Raw genomic sequence first — 21,169 nt, forward strand, 5'->3', positions numbered from 1 at the left:
GCTCCCGTAGGCCCGGTAAGCGCAGCGCCACCGGGCATTTGCACTATCCTAAAATTTCCTTCAACACCGGCCCAATCTTTTCAAACGCCTGCGGTGAAATGATATCCACGTGGGCGCAGTCCTGGCTGTTCACCTCAAGTTCCGCCACCCACGGCGCCCATGCGGCCTGCGGATCCATCGTGCGCGTGCGCTCGGCGACAAACAGCGTCGCTTTGCCGTTAAAGCGCGCGCTGTGCGCCGTGGTGAGCAGCCGCACCGCATCGGCGTAGTTGCCCTCGATGGCGTTAAACAGCTCGCTGGAGCCCTGTCCCTGCTGGGCGGCGATAAACGCCTGACGCTCGCGCTCGATCTCCGCCAGCACCGCCGGGTCGAGACCGTTAGCCTCTTTTTCCGCCCAGTTCTGGGTTTCCGGCGGCCAGGTATCCAGCAGGCCGAGGAACGACACCTCTTCACCCTGCTCGCGCAGACGAGCTGCAATACCCTGCGCCAGCGTGCCGCCGAGGGAATAACCGAACAGGTAATACGGCCCCTGCGGCTGCTGCTTACGCAACGTGTTCACATGATGTTCGATCACCCCATTGAGATCCGCGCACTGCTGCATCGGGCCGTCCGGGCGCGGCGACTGAATGCCGACGATTGACCAGCGCGGGCTGAGATAGCGCGCCAGGACGCTAAACTGCCAGGCGAAGCCGGACGCCGGATGGAAGCAGAACAGCGTAGGGCCGTCGCTCTCACGCAGCGGCAGAAGCGTTTCAAACCCCAGACGCTGCGCCTGCTCGTCGCTCATCGCCGAATCCAACAGCGCGCTAAGCTTGCTCACCGTGGAGGCGACCATAATTTGCCCCGGCGTCACCTTGCGGTTGAACGTGCGGCTAAGCTGCGCCGCCAGACGCATGGCCAGCAGCGAGTGGCCGCCGAGGGCAAAGAAATCCGCCCCGATGTCATTGATCTCGCAGCCCAGCAGCGCGGTAAAAGCCCGCGCGACGGCGATTTCGGTTTCGCTTTCCGGCGCCCGCCCGGAGGTATTGCGGGTCAGTTCCGGCAGTGGCAGCGCCTTGCGGTCAAGCTTGCCGTTGGCGCTCAGCGGCAGCGCGCTGATTTGCAGCAGCACAACCGGCACCATATGCGGCGGCAACTGGGCTTTGAGTGATTCCAGCAGCGCGTCACGATCCAGCGGTAAACCGGATCCAGAAACCACGTACCCCACCAGCTGACGGGCATCGCCACCCGTTGCAGCCGCCTGGTTGAAGACGCAGGCGTGCGCCACGGCCTGGGCCACGTCCGGCAGCGACAGCATCGCCCGGTCGATTTCGCCCAGCTCAATGCGCTGACCGCGAATTTTTAGCTGATCGTCGCTGCGGCCGAGATATTCCACCGCGCCGTTGTCCAGCCAGCGGGCAACGTCGCCGGTGCGGTACATGCGCTCGCCGGGAGCGAACGGGTCAGCAATAAAGCGGCTGGCGGTGAGGTCCGGACGGCCCAGATATCCCTGCGCCAGCTGAATGCCGGTGAGGTAGAGATCGCCCGCCACGCCGAACGGCACCGGGCGCATCATGGCATCTAGAATGCGCAGGCCCGTGTTCCACACCGGGAAGCCGATCGGCACGCTGTTGCCTGCAACTGCCGCCAGCTCAGGGCCATACGCCGGATACCAGCTGACGTCTACCGCCGCTTCCGTCGGGCCATAGAGGTTGTGCAGCGGCACGTGGGTCAGCTGTTCCCACTCGCGGCACAGTTCCGTCGGCAGCGCTTCGCCGCTACAGAACACCTGCTTAAGCGTTTTGCAGCAGTCGACGTTTTCCGGCGTCAGTGAGGCAACAAACGCCGCCAGCATCGACGGCACGAAGTGGGTGGTGGTCACGCCGTAGTGGGCGAAGAAGCTCTGCATCGCCTGCGGATCGCGGTGCGCGTCCGGCTCGGCCATCACCAGCTTCGCCCCGGCGATAAACGGCCACCAGAACTCCCACACCGACACGTCAAAGCTGCACGGCGTTTTCTGCGCCACCACGTCGCTCGCGTTCAGAGGGTAGCGATCCTGCATCCACTTCAGGCGGTTGACGATAGCGGTATGGCCGACCATGACCCCTTTCGGACGCCCGGTCGAACCGGAGGTAAAGATGATATACGCCGTCTGCTCCGGCTTCGCCAGCCGCAGCGGCTCAGCACCCGCGGTCGGTAATAGCGTGTTGTAACTAAACGTCTCGACGGAGAGATCGCTAAAGCGCGGAAGCTGTTCGTCAGTGGTAACGAGCAGCGACGGCTTCGCGTCCTCGAGCATCATCCGCAGGCGATCGTCCGGGTAGCCGGTGTCGAGCGGCAGCCACGCGGCGCCCGCCTCCACAATGCCGTGTAATGCTAACGTCAGGAACACCGAGCGCGGCAGGGCCACCGCCACGCTGTCGCCCGGCTTCACGCCGCGCTCGCGCAACTGGCTTGCCAGCGCGACGACCTGCTCGCGCATCTGGCTATAGTTCAGCTCAATATGCGCATCCGCCAGCGCCGGGGCGTCCGGCGTTTTGCTCGCTTGTTCCGCCACCAGATCCGCGAGCGTAGTGGACGGCAGCGCCAGTCCGGTATCGTTGATGCGCGCAAGCTGCGCGTATTCCTGTTCAGAAACGGTTTCCACTTCACCACAGCGCAGGTCCGGGTTGGCCGCAAACTGAATCAGCATCGCGTTCAGGCGAGCGACGTGACGCTTCAGCGTCGCTTCATCGTAACGCTGCTTATTGGCGAGGATCTCAATGCTTAATCCGCCCTGCTCGTCCGGGAACAACGCCAGCTCCAGATCGTTCACCGGTCCGGTCGCCAGCGTGTGGGTGATGGCCTCCACGCCGTCGATATCAAGCTGATAATCAAACACCTTAACGTTCAGCACGGGACCAAACAGCGCTTCATCGCCCGCCGCTTTCCCGCTGTCTCGCACGATCTGCTCGGCGTCGTAGCGCTGGTGGCGGCGCATTTTTTTCAGCTGGTTCGCCAGGCGCAGCGCCAGCGCGGGCAGGCTCTCCTGCGCATTGATATTAACCGCCAGCGGCAGGACGTTAAGCACTGGGCCGGTCGCGGTCAGCGCGGCAGACCCCATGCGGCGCATAAAGATAAACCCGGCAGCGTAGTCCAGGCGTCCGGTAAGACGGCCCAGCCACAGCGCCACCAGCGCAAGCGCCAGTTCAGTACGCTGCGTCTGCACTGCCGACTGCGCAAACTGGCTAAAGGCGCGACCGTCGGCGTCAACCTTCAGGCGAAGAATATCGGTCGTGGCGGCGCGGCCCGGCAGCGGCGCGGAAGAGAGCGAGACCGGCGAAGGCAGCTGTTTGCGCTGCTCGGCCCAGAACGCGCCGTCGCGCCGGTACGCCTCGCTGTCGCGATAGCGCTGGTACTCGTCCACCACCTCTGCAAATGGGGTAAACGGGGATTCCGGCGTGGGTTCGCCCTTTTTCCACGCGGCATAAATTGCGGCGATCTGGCGGGTAATGGCCGGGAAGCTGAAGCCATCCACTACCAGATGATGATAGCGCTGATACCAGTACCAGTGGTTTTCACCGACCTGAATCAGCTGGTGAAACGCCAGCGGCTGGCCGCTGTCGACGCGCAGGTTCTGGTTAAGATCGGATTCCATGAGCGCCACGGCGGCGGCGTGGGAATCAACGCGAACAACGGGCGGTTCCGGCAGAATGAAGGTGTCATCCACCCACTGCCACACCTCACCGTTTTCTTCCGCAAAGCGCATGCGCAGGGTATCGGCCTGCATCATGCCTGCGGCAATGGCTTTTGCCAGCAGTGGCGCATCAATATCGCCTTTCAGCTCGGTGTAGTGCGCCACGCTCCAGGCGTTTGGCAGCGTGGACAGCTGTTCCGCCATCCAGATACCCGGCTGGGCAGCGACGAGAGGAAGACGGTTCATGCGTTCTCCCCCGAAAAGTGAGACGGCTCAAGCGTTTGCCAGTGTTCCGCCAGCCACTGCTGGCACGCCTCCTGAGACTGTGCTTCGCACACCACGCGCCACCCTGCCGGCAGTTCGCACTGCTGCGGCCACAGGCTGTACTGCCCCTGGTCATTTTGCAAAATGGCGAACTGTCCCTGCGGATTATCGAAAGGATTGCTGAATTCCATACAGACTCCGTTAGTGAATAAGCGGCTGCCAGAGGGTCATCAGTCCCTGCGTCAGCCCACCGCGCCAGCAAAGCGCGTCATGTCCGCCGTCAACCTGACGCCAGATAACCGGTTGGTGCGTCTGCATCGCGGCGTAAATCGCCTGATTCGCGCGGAAGATGAGCGGCTCGTTGCGCCCGGCTTCAAGAATGATGCGTAGCCCGCGAGGGGTTATTTCACCGGCTTTAAGTTGTTCGATTAATAGCCCTTCCTGCTGCCCGCCGCGGTGCGGCCACCAGTAGGAGCCGGACTGGCTGAGCACGCAGCCAAAACGCTGCGGCCAGTTGAGGCCTGCATAAAGAGACGCGAGCCCGCCAAAGCTTTGCCCTGCGACCACCGTACGGTCGGCGCGGTCGCTGAACGGCGCGCGTTTTTGGACAAGGGGGAGAAGTTCTTCCTGCACCGCCAGCCAGAAATCGGGATTGCACGGCAGCTCGCGGTTGCGATGCTGCATGTCGATAACATCGATTAAGACGTAGACCGCAGGCGGTAATTTGCGCTCGGCGGTGAGAGACGCCAGCGCAGGCCAGACCGGCATGCTTTCGGCCCAGAACTGCCCGTCGAGCAGCACCGCCAGCGGACGTTCCAGGTTGTCGTCCCCGGTGGTGAAAATCCAGACGCGGCGGCGATTTTTCAGGCGCGCGCTTTCCCACTCAATGCAAATCGGAGGTTGATACGGCGTATCGGGATGATTCCAGCCCGGCTGAACCGGCGCGTCCGGCATCTCCAGCGCGGAGACGGCATGGCCGCGCCCGCCGCGCCAGCTCTGCGGATTCAGCGGGTCTGCAACCGCGTGCGGCAGCAGCCTGCTCCAGCCCTCGCGCAGCGCCATGCGGTCCGGCTGCTCGCCTTCAAACACGACGCTGGCAAAATCGTTTTCATTCACAGAGGGGATAAAGCAGTAGCTTCCGCGCCACTCGGGGCTGAACTCACCCTGCCACTGCCAGACGTCGGTATCGGGAATGCGTTTGAGGGACTGCGGACGGGCATTTTGGTGATGATCGGTCACGCCGGTGACGTAGAGCCAGACGCGTTTGATCGGTGACGTTGTTTGCGTTCCTGCCGGGTCACGCCACCAGAACGTGACGCGATAGTTTCCCTTTTCCGGCTTCCATTCAGGCCCGTTTTTCGACTGCCACCACGCCTCACTTCCCGTTGTTAACGCCGTCACCCTTATAACCTCATGTTTAACAGTCTTTTTTGTTTCAGAGCAAATTTTATTGATAATATTATTGATAACTATTTGCATTTGCAATAGCGTAGTGCCCGCGCTGTGGGAAGCGCTCATAAAACAACCACAAAAGCAGGACGTACAATGAATAAGAAGATTCACTCTCTGGCCTTGCTGGTCAATTTAGGGATTTACGGCGTCGCGCTGCCCGCTCTGGCAGACGACAACACCGCCTCTGCGCAGCACGAAGACACGATGGTGATCACCGCCGCCGAGCAGAATCTGCAGGCGCCGGGGGTATCGACCATCACCGCCGATGAGATACGTAAAAACCCGCCCGCGCGGGACGTGGCGGAAATCATCCGCACCATGCCGGGCGTTAACCTGACCGGTAACTCCACCAGCGGCCAGCGCGGGAATAACCGTCAGATTGATATCCGCGGCATGGGGCCAGAAAACACCCTGATCCTGATCGACGGCAAGCCGGTGACCAGCCGTAACTCCATCCGTCTGGGCTGGCGCGGCGAGCGTGATACGCGCGGCGATACCGGCTGGGTGCCGCCGGAGATGATCGAGCGCATCGAAGTGATCCGCGGTCCGGCCGCCGCGCGCTATGGCAACGGCGCGGCAGGCGGCGTGGTGAACATCATCACCAAAAAATTCGATGACCAGTGGCACGGCTCCTGGAATACCTACCTGAATGCGCCTGAGCACAAGGATGAAGGTTCCACCAAACGCACCAACTTCAGCCTGAGCGGCCCGCTGGGCGGCGACTTCAGCTTCCGCATGTTCGGTAACCTGGACAAAACCCAGGCCGACGCGTGGGACATCAACCAGGGCCATCAGTCAGATCGTACAGGTGCCTACGCCGACACGCTGCCCGCGGGCCGTGAAGGGGTGGAAAATAAAGACATCAACGGCGTGGTGCGCTGGGACTTTGCGCCGATGCAGTCTCTGGAATTTGAGGCGGGCTACAGCCGTCAGAATAACCTCTACGCCGGTGATACCCAGAACACCAACAACGACAACAGCTCCAGCGGCCTGGTGAAGAAGAACTACGGCAAAGAGACCAACCGTATCTATCGCCAGAACTTCGCGGTGACCTGGAACGGCGGCTGGGATAACGGCATCACGACCAGCAACTGGGCACAGTACGAGCACACCCGCAACTCCCGTCTGGGCGAAGGGCTGGCGGGCGGTCTGGAAGGCCTGTTCAACAGTAATAAATTCACCGACACCGATCTGGCCGACGTGATGCTGCACAGCGAAATCAACCTGCCGATTGATTTCCTCGTTAACCAGAACCTGACGCTGGGCACCGAGTGGAACCAGCAGCGTATGAAGGACTCCACCTCCTTCACGCAAACCCAGCAGGGCGGCATCATTCCGGGCATGAGCAACGACCGCAGCCCGTACACCTCGGCAGAGATTTTCTCGCTGTTCGCCGAGAACAACATGGAGCTGACCGACAGCACCATGCTGACCCCTGCCCTGCGCTTCGACCATCACACCATCGTCGGCAACAACTGGAGCCCGTCACTTAACCTGTCGCAGGGTCTGGGGGATGACTTCACGCTGAAGATGGGGATCGCCCGCGCCTACAAAGCGCCGAGCCTGTACCAGACCAACCCGAACTACCTGCTCTACAGCAAAGGTCAGGGCTGCTACGCCAGCTCCGACGGCGTGGGCTGCTACATGATGGGTAACGACGACCTGAAGGCCGAAACCAGCATCAACAAAGAGATTGGCCTGGAGTGGAAACGCGACGGCTGGCTGGCGGGCGTGACCTGGTTCCGTAACGACTACCGCGACAAGATCGAAGCGGGCTACGCGCCGATCGGTCACACCTCGTCCGGTAAAGTGAAGACGGATATCTACCAGTGGGAAAACGTACCGAAGGCGGTGGTCGAGGGCCTGGAAGGCTCCCTGAACGTACCGGTCAGCGACACCATTAACTGGACCAACAATATTACATACATGCTGCAGAGCAAGAACAAGGAGACCGGCGATCGTCTGTCGATTATTCCAGAGTACACGCTGAACTCGACCCTGAGCTGGCAGGTGCATCAGGACGTGTCGCTCCAGTCGACCTTTACCTGGTACGGCAAGCAGCAGCCGAAGAAGTACAACTACAAAGGTCAGCCTGTGACAGGGTCTGAGAAAGACGAAGTCAGTCCGTACAGCATCGTTGGTCTGAGCGCAACCTGGGACATGACGAAAAACGTCAGCCTGACCGGTGGCGTGGATAACGTCTTCGACAAGCGCCAGTGGCGTGCGGGGAATGCCCAGACGACCGGGAACGCCACCACCGGCGCGTATATGTACGGTGCGGGGGCCTACACGTATAATGAACCGGGTCGAACCTGGTACATGAGCGTAAATACGCGTTTCTAAGGTAAAAACAAAACGGCAACCCAGTTGCCGTTTTTAGTGTTTGCTCCCTCTCCCCGTGGGAGAGGGCCGGGTTGAGGGCATCAGGCCGCACTATTTTTTGATAGAGGGGAAAACATGCGCACAACCCACACCACGTTCATTCTCGCCGGCCACACCGTCCACCACGTCACCTTCGACCCAACTACCTTCACCGACGCCGATCTTCTCTGGCTCCCCCATCACGCAGAGCTTTCAAACGCCGGACGCAAACGAAAAGCCGAGCATCTGGCAGGCCGCACTGCCGCCGCGCATGCCCTCAGTGCGATAAATGAACGCGTAATTCCCGGTATCGGCCCCAGCGGTGAACCCCTCTGGCCGGAAGGCGTCTCAGGGAGCATCACCCACAGCGGCACGCAGGCGATGGCGGTTGTCGTCAGTCATCCAGATGCGCTTGTGGGTATTGATTGCGAAGCCATTCTTCCAGACCGTGAAGCCCGCGAAATCCAGGACGGTATCATTGATGCACAGGAAGCGATGTGCCTGACGCACTCGGGCTACCCTTTTGCGCTGGCGCTGACGCTCACTTTTAGCGCCAAAGAAAGTTTGTTTAAGGCGTTCTTTCCGCAGGTGAAGACTTTTATGGGGTTTGAGTGGGCGAGAGTCACAGAGTTAACGGAAAAAACAATCACGCTGGCGCTTTCGCACCCGGCTGGAGACTATCCTGAGGGTAAATGCTTCCCCCTCATCTGGCAGAATAATGATACGAGCGTGTGGACACTGCTAAAAGCCTGATGGCGCAACGCTTATCAGGCCTACAGTAAAGCGGTTTGTAGGCCGGGTAAGCGCAGTGCCACCCGGCATGAGGACAGCGGCGATGTCTTTATACGTTCTTCAGATCAAGGCTCAAACATCCGGGAACATCACGCTATTACCCGGCGCTTCCCTGTGGAGATGGATAAAGTTCAGGTGCCGTTCATACTGATCCAGGATGTCAGTGATCACCTGCTCCTTGCTGTAGTCCATCAAATCATTCCCCTGGCTTCCTTCCAGCAGGAAGGTCTCCAGCCGGTAGTAGGTCGACTTCCCGCTGCGCGCCCGGTAGGTAAAACCGGGCACCGAGTACTGCTGCGGCCAGATCTGATAGACAAAGTTCTGCTCGTCGCCCATGTGCACCAGCAGGTCCAGGTGCCCCAGGGTCTCGCCCTCCTCCGGCGGCAGATTTTTGAGCTCCACGTAGGCGCCACGCAGCTTCAGCTCCTGCGCCACCTCTTCCATCGCAGGGAAGCAGACGGTCTCCATCATCTGTTTGGTGTAGCGCGTGCCCGGGTAATTCATCAGTCGCGACAGGCGTTTCTTCCAGCTCAGCCTGTCCTGCGCCCCCATCGGACGCGGCGCGGTGTCGCGGCTGGCGCTGACGCGGCGGTAGTCTTCCACCTTGAGCGATTTATACAGCCCGGCCATGACAAAGAAGATGACGAAGCTGAACGGCAGCCCCATGATCACCGTGGTGTTCTGCAGCGCCGAGATGCCGTTGGTCATCAGCATGCCGAGCGTCAGCAGGCCGATGGCAACGGACCAGAAGATGCGCAGCCAGTTCGGCGCGTCGCTGTTGATGTCTTTGAGCTTCGAGGTGAAGTTGCCCAGCACAAGCGCGCCGGAGTCCGCCGAGGTGACGTAAAACAGCAGGCCGGTGATGGTCGCCACGGAGGCGCTAAAGGTAAACGCCGGGTACTGCGCCAGCAGGCTGTAGAAGCCGCGCTCCGGGTGCGCCATCGCTTCCTGCGCGAAGGTTGCATTGCCGTGGATGATCTCGTGCAGCGCGCTGTTGCCGAAAATCGACAGCCACAGCAGGGTAAAGGTGAACGGGATAATCAGCGTGCCCATTACGAACTGACGAATGGTGCGGCCACGCGAAATGCGCGCGAGGAACAGGCCGACAAACGGCGACCACGCGACCCACCACGCCCAGAAGAACAGCGTCCAGTTGTTCATCCACTCTACCGGGCGGTCGAAGGCGAAGCTGTTCAGCGTCATGCCCATAAAGCGGTTCACGTAGTCTCCCACGTTCAGCACTAAGGCATTGAGCAGGAACGAGGTATCACCCATAAACAGCACGAACAGGATCAGGCCCAGCGCCAGCGCCACGTTCAGCTCGGAGAGCACGCGGATGCCCTTATCGACGCCCGACGTCACCGAAATAGTGGCGATAATGACGGAGAGCGCAATCAGCGCAGCTTTCGCCGCCATCGAGTCCGGAATATCAAACAGCACGCTCAGCCCGTAGTTGAGCTGCACCACGCCGATCCCGAGCGTTGTCGCGATGCCGAAGATGGTGCCGATCACTGCCGCAATGTCGACGCTGTGGCCAATCGGGCCGTTAATCTTTTTACCGAAGATCGGGTAGAGCGCAGAGCGAATGGTGAGGGGTAAATTATAACGATAGCTAAAGTATCCGAGCGCCATGCCCATCAGGGCGTACATCGACCAGCCCGTCAGTCCGTAGTGGAACAGCGTCCAGACCATCGCCTGGCGCGCGGCCTCCATCGTCTGCCCTGCCCCTTCCGGCGGCTGCATATACTGCGTGACCGGTTCCGCCACGGAGAAGAACATCAGGTCGATGCCGATGCCCGCGGCAAACAGCATTGCGGCCCAGCTCAGCAGGCTGAACTCGGGCTTGGACTGCTCAGGCCCGAGCTTTACCGAACCAAAGCGCGAGCAGGCAATGCAGACCACGAAGACAATATAGAGCGTCGCCGCCAGCAGGTAGTACCAGCCGAAGGTCTTCGACACCCAGTTCAGGGTGCGCCCAATCCACTCGGCAGAAAAATCACGAAAGAAGATCGTTGTCAGGGAAAACAACAAAATCAGCCCGGCGGACGTATAAAAAACGACCGGGTTGATTTTGTCTTTTTCTCTGTCCTGTGAAAGGTCTGTCATCCAGTATCCTCACTGTTTTTGTAACTATTAAAATCCAAATCCGCAACAATTAAGACACATTTTATATTGAACGTCCAATCAAAAACCGCTTTAATGTATAACCAACGCTGATGAATGGAGTGGCAACAATGCCCAAAGTGGGGATGCAGCCGATCCGGCGCAGGCAGCTTATCGACGCCACGCTGGAAGCAATAAATGAAGTGGGAATGCATGACGCGACGATCGCGCAGATCGCCCGTCGGGCGGGCGTTTCCACGGGGATCATCAGTCACTACTTCAAAGACAAAAACGGTCTGCTGGAAGCGACCATGCGCGACATCACCGGCCAGCTGCGCGACGCGGTTTTGAGCCGCCTGCACGCCCTGCCGAACGGCAGCGCGGAGCAGCGTCTGCAGGCGATTGTCGGCGGCAATTTTGATGAAACCCAGACCAGCGGCGCGGCAATGAAGGCCTGGCTGGCCTTCTGGGCGAGCAGCATGCACCAGCCGATGCTCTACCGCCTGCAGCAGGTGAGCAGCCGCCGCCTGCTGTCGAACCTGGTGTACGAGTTCCGCCGCGAGCTTCCGCGCGAACAGGCCCAGGAGGCGGGCTACGGGCTGGCGGCGCTGATCGACGGGCTGTGGCTGCGCGCCGCGCTGAGTGGCAAACCGCTGGATAAGACCCAGGCCCAGTCACTGACCAGCCACTTTATCAGCCACCATTTACCGACCGAATAACCGAGGAGAATTTATGTCCCGAATGGCAGAACAGCAGCTTTATATCAATGGTGGTTATACATCGGCCACCAGCGGTCGCACCTTCGAGACCATCAACCCGGCCAACGGTGAAGTCCTGGCGACCGTACAGGCCGCCGGGCGCGAGGACGTCGATCGCGCCGTAGAAAGCGCAACGCGCGGGCAAAAAGTCTGGGCGGCGATGACCGCCATGGAGCGCTCGCGCATCCTGCGTCGCGCCGTCGACATCCTGCGCGAGCGCAACGACGAGCTGGCGAAGCTGGAAACCCTCGACACCGGTAAAGCGTATTCCGAAACCTCAACCGTCGACATCGTCACCGGCGCGGACGTGCTGGAGTACTACGCGGGGCTGATCCCGGCGCTGGAAGGCAGCCAGATCCCGCTGCGTGAGACCTCGTTCGTCTACACCCGCCGCGAGCCGCTGGGCGTGGTGGCGGGCATCGGCGCGTGGAACTACCCGATCCAGATAGCCCTGTGGAAATCCGCCCCGGCGCTGGCGGCGGGCAACGCAATGATCTTCAAGCCGAGCGAAGTGACCCCGCTCACCGCCCTGAAGCTTGCAGAGATCTACACCGAAGCAGGCCTGCCGGACGGCGTGTTTAACGTCCTGCCTGGCGTGGGCGCAGAGACCGGCCAGTACCTGACCGAGCATCCGGGCATCGCCAAAGTCTCCTTTACCGGCGGCGTCGCCAGCGGAAAAAAAGTGATGGCCAACTCGGCGGCCTCGTCCCTGAAAGAGGTGACGATGGAGCTGGGCGGCAAATCGCCGCTGATTATTTTTGACGATGCGGATCTGGATCTCGCGGCGGACATCGCCATGATGGCCAACTTCTTCAGCTCCGGCCAGGTGTGCACCAACGGCACCCGCGTGTTTGTTCCGGCTAAGTTCAAAGCCGCGTTTGAGCAGAAAATCGTTGAGCGCGTGGGCCGCATCCGCGCGGGCGATCTGTTCGATGAAACCACTAACTTTGGTCCGATGGTCAGCTTCCCGCACCGCGACAGCGTGCTGCGCTACATCGCCAAAGGCAAAGAGGAAGGCGCGCGCGTACTGTGCGGCGGCGACGTGCTGAAGGGCGAAGGCTTCGATAACGGCGCGTGGGTAGCCCCGACCGTGTTCACCGACTGCACTGACGAAATGACCATCGTGCGCGAAGAGATCTTCGGCCCGGTGATGTCCATCCTGACCTATGACACCGATGAAGAAGCGATTCGCCGCGCCAACGATACCGACTACGGTCTGGCGGCGGGCATCGTCACGACAGACCTGAACCGCGCCCACGGCGCCATTCATCAGCTCGAAGCGGGTATCTGCTGGATCAACACCTGGGGTGAATCCGCCGCAGAGATGCCGGTCGGCGGCTACAAGCACTCCGGCATTGGCCGCGAGAACGGCGTGATAACGCTGCAGAGCTACACCCAGGTGAAGTCCATCCAGGTTGAGATGGGTAAATTCCAGTCCATATTTTAACCGGGAGGTTTATTTGCAATTTGACTACATCATTATCGGGGCCGGATCTGCCGGCAACGTGCTGGCTACACGACTGACTGAAGATCCGAACACTACCGTCCTGCTGCTTGAGGCAGGCGGGCCGGACTACCGCTTTGACTTCCGAACCCAGATGCCCGCCGCGCTGGCGTTCCCGCTGCAGGGCAAGCGCTATAACTGGGCGTACGAAACCGAGCCAGAGCCGTACATGAACAACCGCCGCATGGAGTGCGGGCGCGGCAAAGGGCTGGGCGGCTCGTCGCTGATCAACGGCATGTGCTACATCCGCGGTAACGCGATGGACCTCGACCACTGGGCAAAAGAGCCGGGTCTGGAGCACTGGAGCTACCTCAACTGCCTGCCCTACTACCGCAAGGCAGAGACGCGCGACGTGGGGCCGAACGACTACCACGGCGGCGATGGTCCGGTGAGCGTCACCACCTCGAAGCCTGGCGTGAACCCGCTGTTTGAGGCGATGGTGGAAGCGGGCGTGCAGGCGGGCTATCCGCGCACCGACGATCTCAACGGCTATCAGCAGGAAGGCTTCGGCCCGATGGACCGCACGGTCACGCCGCAGGGCCGACGCGCCAGCACCGCGCGCGGCTATCTGGATCAGGCGAAACCCCGTCCGAATCTGACCATCCGCACCCACGCCATGACCGATCGCATTCTGTTTGACGGCAAGCGCGCCGTGGGCGTCGAGTGGCTGGAGGGCGAAAGCACCATTCCGTCCAAAGCAACGGCGAAGAAAGAAGTGCTGCTGAGCGCCGGGGCGATTGCCTCCCCGCAGATCCTCCAGCGCTCCGGCGTGGGCAATGCTGACCTGCTGAAGCAGTTTGATATCCCGCTGGTGCACGACCTGCCCGGCGTGGGGGAAAATCTGCAGGATCACCTGGAGATGTACCTCCAGTATGAATGCAAAGAGCCGGTCTCTCTCTACCCTGCCCTGCAGTGGTGGAACCAGCCGAAGATTGGCGCCGAGTGGCTGTTTGGCGGCACCGGCGTGGGCGCGAGCAACCACTTCGAAGCGGGCGGGTTTATCCGCAGCCGCGAGGAGTTCGAGTGGCCGAACATTCAGTACCACTTCCTGCCGGTGGCGATTAACTACAACGGCTCGAACGCGGTGAAAGAGCACGGCTTCCAGTGCCACGTTGGCTCCATGCGCTCCCCGAGCCGTGGGCACGTGCGCATTAAGTCGCGCGATCCGCACCAGCATCCGGCGATCCTGTTCAACTATATGTCCCACGAGCAGGACTGGCAGGAGTTCCGCGACGCGATCCGCATCACCCGCGAGATCATGCACCAGCCCGCGCTGGACAAGTACCGCGGTCGTGAAATCAGTCCGGGTATTGACTGCCAGACCGACGAGCAGCTGGACGAGTTCGTGCGTAACCACGCCGAAACCGCGTTCCACCCGTGCGGCACCTGCAAGATGGGTTACGACGAGATGGCGGTGGTCGACGGCGAAGGCCGCGTTCACGGGCTGGAAGGGCTGCGCGTGGTGGATGCGTCGATTATGCCGCAAATCATCACCGGCAACCTGAACGCCACCACTATTATGATCGGTGAAAAGATTGCCGACGCCATTCGCGGGCGCGAGCCGCTGGCAAAAAGTACGGCCGCGTATTATGTGGCCAACGGGGCGCCGGTTCGCCGCTGAGGATATTTCCCCTCACCCGAGCCCTCTCCCTCAAGGGAGAGGGCGTTTATCTTCCCACCCAAAATTTTTGTATTTTCCTGCATCCAGTTTCCCTCCTCCCCTCGTATATGCATATGTGAGCAACCCCTTTGCTCCCTAATCCGAGGAAAGATGATGAAAAAGCTAACCCATGTTGCATTCGTAACCAGCGCTTTACTCTTCTGTGCAGGCGCATCAGCAGCCATGACGTCAGGCTCCGTGATGGTGGGCGGAGCGGAAATGTACCCGAGCAAAAATATTGTTGAAAACGCCGTGAACTCGAAAGATCACACCACGCTGGTGGCCGCCGTCAAAGCGGCCGGGCTGGTGGATACGCTCCAGAGCAAAGGGCCATTCACCGTGTTTGCCCCAACCAATGCGGCGTTTGCGAAATTGCCTGCCGGCACCGTCGAGAACCTGGTCAAACCCGAAAACAAAGCCACGCTCACCAGCATCCTGACCTATCACGTGGTCGCCGGTAATTACGATATGAAAGCGCTGGAGCAGAAAATTAAACAGGGCGGCGGCCGCGCGGAGCTGAAGACCGTTAACGGTCAGCCGCTGTGGATCATGAGCAACGGCCCGCACAATATTCAGCTTAAGGATGGTAAAGGTAATGTGGCGAACATTAGCACCTATGACGTTCATCAAAAAAACGGCGTGATCGATGTGATTGATACCGTCCTGATGCCTAAGTAGTTGTCTATACTTCGGAAGTGTGACGTTGCCTTCCGGGAATAATATGGATAACGCGCTGGCTGAACAGCAGCTGAAATTAATGCAGGCGGTCGCAAACGGCGATCGCCGTGCATTTGAACAACTTTATCGACTCACATCGCCACACCTGTTTGCCGTTGCGCTGCGCATGCTGCACGACCGCGCATGGGCAGAAGAGATCCTTCACGACTGTTTTATCACCGTCTGGAGTAAAGCTGAAACCTACAACGCTGCACTGAGCTCCCCGATGACCTGGCTTACGCATATTGTGCGCAACCGCTGTATCGACTGGCTGCGAAGCGGGCAAACCCGGGCTGCCGACCGCGAGACGGCGTATAACGAAGCGCTTTTGCCTTGCGAGAACGATGAGCAGAATAACTGGCACGACGACGCGCAGGCAGCACGGCTCAGGCAGTGTCTCGAACATTTGAGCAGCGAGCAGCGCCAGAGCATTACGCTCGCCTACTATCAGGGAATGTCTCACAGCGACATTGCCGACTGGCTCCAGCAGCCTCTTGGCTCGGTGAAAAGCTGGATACGTCGGGCAATGGACCATCTTCGGGAGTGTGTCGGGCTATGAATGACGCAGAAAAACGCGACGACATGCTGGCAGCAGAGTATGCCCTCGGCACGCTGCGGGGAGGAGCGCGGCTTCAGTTCCAGAAACGGGTTGCCCATGAACCCGCCCTGGCCGCCCGCGTCGCGTACTGGCAGGAAATGTTCAGCACGCTGGATAGCCATCTTGTGCCCGTCCCTCCACCTGAGACGGTGTGGAAAAGAATCGCCCTCGATCTGCCGCCTAAAATGCCTTTACGCAAAAGTCGGCCTTATGTCGGCTGGATGGTTGCAGCCTCACTCGCCGCCCTGGCGGTCGTTGCCTGGTATGCCACCCGAGCCCCGGAACTCGTTCCGCTGATGGTCCTCAACGATGCCCAACAGCACGGGGAGTGGGTCATCAGCGCGGATGCCAGCCGCCAGCACCTGAGCATTGCCCCACTTCGGCCGACGGCCGTCGCGGCGCAACACAGCCTGCAGCTTTGGCTGATCCCAGGCGGGCAGGCGCCGGTCTCCATGGGGCTGCTGCATAACGACATACCGACACGCGTCACCCTCAGGAACACAACTCTCCCTCCTGACGCCATGATAGCCATAAGCCTTGAACCAGAGGGCGGCTCGCCCACTGGCCTCCCGACAGGGCCGGTGCTTTACAGTGGCAAATTGTAATCCTCAGGCCCTGTTCGCAGGGCCGCTATCGTTAACCAATTTCATTTATATAACACCCTCGGTTACCTATAAGAATTAAATATTAGCCCTGCAATTAGTTTAATTATTAAAAAACGACATTGACAGACTCTTCCGCACTCCATTAAGTTTTACACGAACATCCTTTTATTCCTGATACACAATATATCAAAAAACGCGTTAATGAATTTGTCATTATTCATTAACGCTTCTCTGCCTTTTATTTTTTGCATCACTCAATAGCGAGATAAGATCATGAATAATAGTGCAAACAAAGTTGTTGTTATCACCGGCGCCAGCAGCGGTATTGGTGAGGCCATCGCCCTTCATCTGGCAGATAAACCTTTTTCACTGGTGCTTGTTGCCCGTCGTCTGGAGAAAATTAATGCCCTGGTGGACCGCATCATCCAGCAGGGTGGCCAGGCGATAGCCGTAAAGGCCGATGTCACCCGTCAGGAAGAGGTGCAGCGCGCCATTGACGCTGCCGTTGCCGCCTACCAGCGCGTGGATGTGCTGATCAATAACGCGGGCTTTATGGCTATCGCCCCGCTCAGCGAGCTGAAAACCGACGAATGGGACAAGATGATTGATACCAATCTGAAAGGGGTGCTGTACGGCATCGCCGCGGCTTTCCCGGTGTTCCAGCGTCAGGGCCGCGGGCATTTTATAAACGTTGCCTCCGTCGCGGGCATCAAAGTGCTGGCCCCTGGCGGCGTGGTGTATAGCGCCACGAAATTCGCCGTCCGCGCGCTGAGTGAAGGCTTACGTCAGGAGGCGGGTAAAACCATCCGCACGACGCTTATTTCTCCCGGTGCCGTCGAAAGCGAACTGCAGTTCGGCAGCTCTGATGCCCCAAGCAAACAGTTCCTGCATGAATTTTACAAGCAGGCTATTCCGGCTGACGCAATTGCCCGCGCGGTTTTATTTGCTATTGAACAGCCTGGCGACGTTGATATTAATGAAATTGTTGTTCGTCCGACGCAGGAAGAATTTTAGCCGGCGTTAAATAATGCTGAATGAGGTGTCATTATGATTAAATCATTAACGTCCTTATCAGATTTAAATATGCGATCGGGTTCCGACATTCTTCTTGAAGTGCTGGAGAGTGAAGGGGTGGAATATATTTTTGGCAACCCCGGAACAACCGAACTTCCGCTCATTGATGCCCTGCTTCGCCATGAAAATATTCACTATATTCTCGCGCTTCAGGAAAGCACCGTGGTGGCCATTGCCGACGGCTACGCAAAAGCCTCCGGCAAGACCGGATTTATCAATTTGCATACCGCCAGCGGTCTGGGGCACGGCATGGGGAATCTCATTAATTCGCGGATCATGAAAACCCCGCTGGTGGTCACCGTCGGACAGCAGGACACGCGGCACTACGTCCGCGACCCGCTGCTGTATGACGATATTGTTTCCATAGGCTCCCCGGTCATGAAATGGGCGCAGGAGGTTACCAGCGCCGATCAGCTCCCGGTTCTTGTGCGCCGTGCGTTTCACGCGGCCAGCTACCCTCCGGGTGGCCCGGTCCTGCTTTCACTCCCGATGAACGTCATGGAAGAGCTGAGCGACGCCGGGATACAGACGGCCTCAAAAGTGAACTACCACACCGTCGCGGGCTCGCTAGACGAGCTGGCGGAGGCGCTCAGCGAAGTCACCCCGGGCAGGATCATGATTGTGGCGGGAGATGAAGTTCACTCCAGCGGCTCGACGCAGGAGATTGTCCAGCTTGCTGAAGCGCTCAGCGCCCATGTCTACGGCTCCTCCTGGCCCCTGAATTTGCCCTTCCCTACGCAGCATGCGCTCTGGCGGGGCAATATGCCCACCACCGCCAGCGAAATCGCCAGCATCATCAACGCCTACGATGCCGTATTTATCATCGGCGGCAGAAGCCTGATCACCATTTTGTACAGCGAGGGCGAGGCCATTCCGGAAACCTGCGCGGTATATCAGCTTTCGGCGGATATGCACGAACTTGGCCGCACCTATGCCACTCGCCTTTCAGTGATGGGGGATATCAAACTGTCCCTGCATGAACTGCTGCCAAAGCTTAAGCAGCGACTGATCGCCAGCACGCTGGCCCACCAGCGGCTGCTGGTTGCGGCCCGCGACGAACGGGAGAAGGAGTGGCAGCAGCAGGAGGAACGTCTGGCCGCCGAGCGGCTACGCCCGGCGATCTCCCCGATGGTCGCAGCCTGGGAAGTCATCCGATCCATTCCGGCGGGTACCACCATCGTTGATGAGGCGATAGCGACCGCCAGGCATGTCCGCCGGTTCATCTCTGACCAGCAGCACCAGCGCTACTACTTTATGCGCGGCGGCGGACTGGGCTGGGGGATGCCGGCCTCAGTAGGGCATTCACTGGGACGCGGGCGTGAGCCGGTGGTCTGCCTGATAGGCGACGGGGCCTCTCTGTACTCGCCGCAGGCGCTCTGGACGGCGGCACACGAAAATCTGCCGGTCACCTTTATCGTCATGAATAACAGGGAGTACAACATCCTGAAAAACTTTATGAAGAGCCAGGCTGACTACAGCTCAACGCGGCTGGGGCGTTTTATCGGGATGGACCTGGTGAACCCGCATATTGATTTTCAGTCGCTTGCCACCGCCATGGGCGTCCACTGCTGCCGGGTAACCGAGGCTGCAGATATCGCCGAAGCGGTAACGCGCGGCCTGCAGTCAGGAAAAACCAACCTGATTGAAATCGCAATTTCCGCGGATTAGCCGCGCGCTTACGCTGTACCCTACATAAAAAACTTATAACCGAAACGCCTCAAGCCGCCCTGCGTTAGGCAACGTTCATCGAATCGCACTTCCACTCCAGCCGCACGTTCGGTGCGTAAGTCAATGACGGCAAATGGCGCCAACTCATCGTCCATCACCTTCGCTATGACCCAGCACGCGGTGACTCCCTGAAAGGTAAGGCATTTGTTATAGCAGGTTAAAAAGCAGGCGAAAAGCAACGTGTTTTAATAGCCCGAGCGCATGCGATATTCCCGGAAGGCATAAGTAAAGCTGAATTTCGACTTTGCGGAATGTCACACTCGACCTAACGTAGCGGAGCATAAAACAATCACAATATATTCTTCTCAGGGATCGCTATGACAAAAAAACTGTTGCCGTTACTGGTGCTGGCTGCGCTCTCAGGCGCTGTCCACGCCGCTACTCCGCCCAACACGCTGGTGGTTGCCCAGGGGCTCGATGATATCGTGAGCCTCGACCCGGCCGAAGCCAACGAGCTCTCCAGCATCCAGACCGTGCCGAGCCTGTACCAGCGTCTGGTGCAGCCGGACCGCGATAATCCGGAAAAAATCACGCCGATTCTGGCAGAAAGCTGGGAAGCGGACGCGGCAGCAAAAACCCTGACCATCAAGCTTAAGCCCGATGCGAAATTCGCCTCCGGCAACCCGCTGCGCCCGGAAGACGTGATCTTCTCTTATACCCGCGCCGTGACGCTGAACAAATCCCCGGCCTTTATCCTCAACGTACTGGGCTGGGACGCGAGCAACATCGCCAGCCAGCTGAAAAAGGTGGACGAGCACACCCTCCAGCTTCACTGGACGGCGGACGTCAGCCCGTCGGTGGCGCTGAATATTCTCTCCACGCCGATTGCCTCTATCGTTGATGAAAAAGAGGTCGCCGCGAACGTGAAGGATAATGACTTCGGCAACGCCTGGCTGAAAATGCACTCGGCGGGCAGCGGCGCGTTCAGAATGCGCGTCTATCAGCCGCATCAGGCCATCGTGCTGGAAGCCAACGACTCCGCCCCCGGCGGCGCGCCGAAGCTGAAAAGCATCATCATTAAAAACGTCCCCGATCCGGCTTCGCGCCGCCTGCTGATCCAGCAGGGTGATGCGGACGTGGCGCGCGATCTCGGTGCAGATCAGATAAGCGCCCTGGACGGCAAGCCGGGCGTGAAGGTGCTGAGCATCCCTTCTGCGGAGCAGAATTACCTGGTGTTTAACACCGGCAACAGCGCCAACCCGCTGCTGAACAACCCGGCGTTCTGGGAAGCCTCGCGCTGGCTGGTCGATTATGACGGCATCACGAAGAACCTGCTGAAAGGCCAGTATTTTGTTCATCAGAGCTTCCTGCCGGTCGGGCTGCCGGGCGCGCTGGAAGACAACCCGTTTAAGTTTGACCCGGCAAAAGCGAAAGCCATTCTCGCCAAAGCGGGCATTAAGGACGCGCACTTCACGCTGGACGTGGAGAACAAGCCGCCGTTTATTACCATCGCCCAGTCGATGCAGGCGAGCTTTGCGCAGGGTGGCGTGAAGGTGGATCTGCTGCCTGCCGCCGGGAGCCAAGTCTATGCCCGCGTGCGCGCTAAGCAGCATCAGGCGGCGATTCGTCTGTGGATCCCGGACTACTTCGATGCGCACTCTAACGCCAGCGCCTTCGCGTGGAACGACGGTAAATCCAGCACCGTGGCCGGGCTTAACGGCTGGAAAATCCCGGAGCTGAACAAGGCCACGCTGGCGGCGGTTGCCGAGCCGGATCCGGCGAAGCGTCTGGATCTGTACAAGAAAATGCAGGAACAGCTGCAGCAGAGCTCGCCGTACGTGTTCGTCGATCAGGGCAAAACCCAGATCGTGGTGCGCGATAACGTGAAGGGGTATCAGCAGGGGCTGAACGCGGATATGGTCTGGTACGATCGCGTCACGAAGTAGCCCCTGTTGCCG

Annotated in this window: 15 protein-coding genes and 1 pseudogene; 11 read left to right on the forward strand and 5 right to left on the reverse strand. The window is 59.6% G+C overall.

What is annotated here, in order from left to right; genetic code table 11:
- Nucleotides 1-43: 43 nt before the first annotated feature.
- From entF to fes, 3 genes are read right to left on the reverse strand one after another with little or no spacing between them, the layout of a single operon-like run.
- Entirely contained in the window at nucleotides 44-3,901 is a 3,858-nt protein-coding gene (entF, locus tag AC4IBF_RS15975) for an enterobactin non-ribosomal peptide synthetase EntF (RefSeq protein ID WP_491462949.1), read from the reverse strand.
- Nucleotides 3,898-4,110: an MbtH family protein gene (locus tag AC4IBF_RS15980; RefSeq protein WP_274242300.1), complete on the reverse strand. Its 213-nt coding sequence runs from the start codon at nucleotides 4,108-4,110 to the stop codon at nucleotides 3,898-3,900. The genes entF and AC4IBF_RS15980 overlap by 4 nt, the downstream gene beginning before the upstream one ends.
- 10 nt (nucleotides 4,111-4,120) lie before the next feature.
- Nucleotides 4,121-5,320, reverse strand: a complete 1,200-nt coding sequence (fes, locus tag AC4IBF_RS15985; protein ID WP_325848744.1) for an enterochelin esterase — start codon at nucleotides 5,318-5,320, stop codon at nucleotides 4,121-4,123.
- Nucleotides 5,321-5,464: 144 nt separating this feature from the next.
- On the opposite strand from fes, the gene AC4IBF_RS15990 reads away from it, so the two are divergent.
- The gene (locus AC4IBF_RS15990; protein ID WP_115874453.1) at nucleotides 5,465-7,714 is read left to right on the forward strand and encodes a TonB-dependent siderophore receptor; all 2,250 of its coding nucleotides are present in this window, start codon (nucleotides 5,465-5,467) and stop codon (nucleotides 7,712-7,714) included.
- A gap of 114 nt (nucleotides 7,715-7,828) precedes the next feature.
- The gene (entD, locus tag AC4IBF_RS15995) at nucleotides 7,829-8,485 is read left to right on the forward strand and encodes an enterobactin synthase subunit EntD (protein ID WP_133293962.1); all 657 of its coding nucleotides are present in this window, start codon (nucleotides 7,829-7,831) and stop codon (nucleotides 8,483-8,485) included.
- A gap of 111 nt (nucleotides 8,486-8,596) precedes the next feature.
- Here entD and betT read toward each other — a convergent pair whose 3' ends face one another.
- Entirely contained in the window at nucleotides 8,597-10,630 is a 2,034-nt protein-coding gene (gene betT / locus AC4IBF_RS16000) for a choline BCCT transporter BetT (RefSeq protein WP_029741651.1), read from the reverse strand.
- Between the two features lie 128 nt (nucleotides 10,631-10,758).
- Between betT and betI the strand changes: the two genes are divergently transcribed.
- From betI to AC4IBF_RS16040, 8 genes are all read left to right on the forward strand, one after another.
- Complete coding sequence (betI, locus tag AC4IBF_RS16005) at nucleotides 10,759-11,346, forward strand: transcriptional regulator BetI (RefSeq protein ID WP_133295409.1); 588 nt, start codon at nucleotides 10,759-10,761, stop codon at nucleotides 11,344-11,346.
- Between the two features lie 13 nt (nucleotides 11,347-11,359).
- Complete coding sequence (betB, locus tag AC4IBF_RS16010; protein WP_133293961.1) at nucleotides 11,360-12,832, forward strand: betaine-aldehyde dehydrogenase; 1,473 nt, start codon at nucleotides 11,360-11,362, stop codon at nucleotides 12,830-12,832.
- Nucleotides 12,833-12,845: 13 nt separating this feature from the next.
- Nucleotides 12,846-14,510: a choline dehydrogenase gene (betA, locus tag AC4IBF_RS16015; RefSeq protein ID WP_127729938.1), complete on the forward strand. Its 1,665-nt coding sequence runs from the start codon at nucleotides 12,846-12,848 to the stop codon at nucleotides 14,508-14,510.
- Nucleotides 14,511-14,663: 153 nt separating this feature from the next.
- Nucleotides 14,664-15,227 (forward strand): fasciclin domain-containing protein, encoded by a 564-nt coding sequence (locus AC4IBF_RS16020; protein ID WP_133295408.1) that lies wholly within the window; start codon nucleotides 14,664-14,666, stop codon nucleotides 15,225-15,227.
- A gap of 43 nt (nucleotides 15,228-15,270) precedes the next feature.
- Nucleotides 15,271-15,825: an RNA polymerase sigma factor gene (locus AC4IBF_RS16025; RefSeq protein ID WP_133293960.1), complete on the forward strand. Its 555-nt coding sequence runs from the start codon at nucleotides 15,271-15,273 to the stop codon at nucleotides 15,823-15,825.
- The gene (locus AC4IBF_RS16030) at nucleotides 15,822-16,469 is read left to right on the forward strand and encodes an anti-sigma factor (RefSeq protein WP_115874446.1); all 648 of its coding nucleotides are present in this window, start codon (nucleotides 15,822-15,824) and stop codon (nucleotides 16,467-16,469) included. Before AC4IBF_RS16025 ends, AC4IBF_RS16030 begins: the two co-directional genes overlap by 4 nt.
- Nucleotides 16,470-16,742: 273 nt before the next feature.
- On the forward strand, nucleotides 16,743-17,483 hold the full coding sequence (locus AC4IBF_RS16035; protein ID WP_111964443.1) for an SDR family oxidoreductase: 741 nt from the start codon (nucleotides 16,743-16,745) through the stop codon (nucleotides 17,481-17,483).
- Between the two features lie 33 nt (nucleotides 17,484-17,516).
- Nucleotides 17,517-19,211 (forward strand): thiamine pyrophosphate-binding protein, encoded by a 1,695-nt coding sequence (locus AC4IBF_RS16040; RefSeq protein ID WP_133293958.1) that lies wholly within the window; start codon nucleotides 17,517-17,519, stop codon nucleotides 19,209-19,211.
- Nucleotides 19,212-19,278: 67 nt separating this feature from the next.
- On the opposite strand, the pseudogene AC4IBF_RS16045 reads toward AC4IBF_RS16040, so the two are convergent.
- A pseudogene (locus AC4IBF_RS16045) lies at nucleotides 19,279-19,393 on the reverse strand (hypothetical protein); the annotation flags it as partial.
- A 195-nt stretch (nucleotides 19,394-19,588) separates the two neighbouring features.
- Here AC4IBF_RS16045 and AC4IBF_RS16050 point away from each other — a divergent pair.
- Nucleotides 19,589-21,157, forward strand: coding sequence for an ABC transporter substrate-binding protein (locus AC4IBF_RS16050; protein WP_252092625.1), 1,569 nt, complete (start codon nucleotides 19,589-19,591; stop codon nucleotides 21,155-21,157).
- The last annotated feature ends 12 nt before the right edge of the window (nucleotides 21,158-21,169 follow it).

This window comes from Enterobacter sp. Taxon_8 (genome assembly GCF_058354585.1).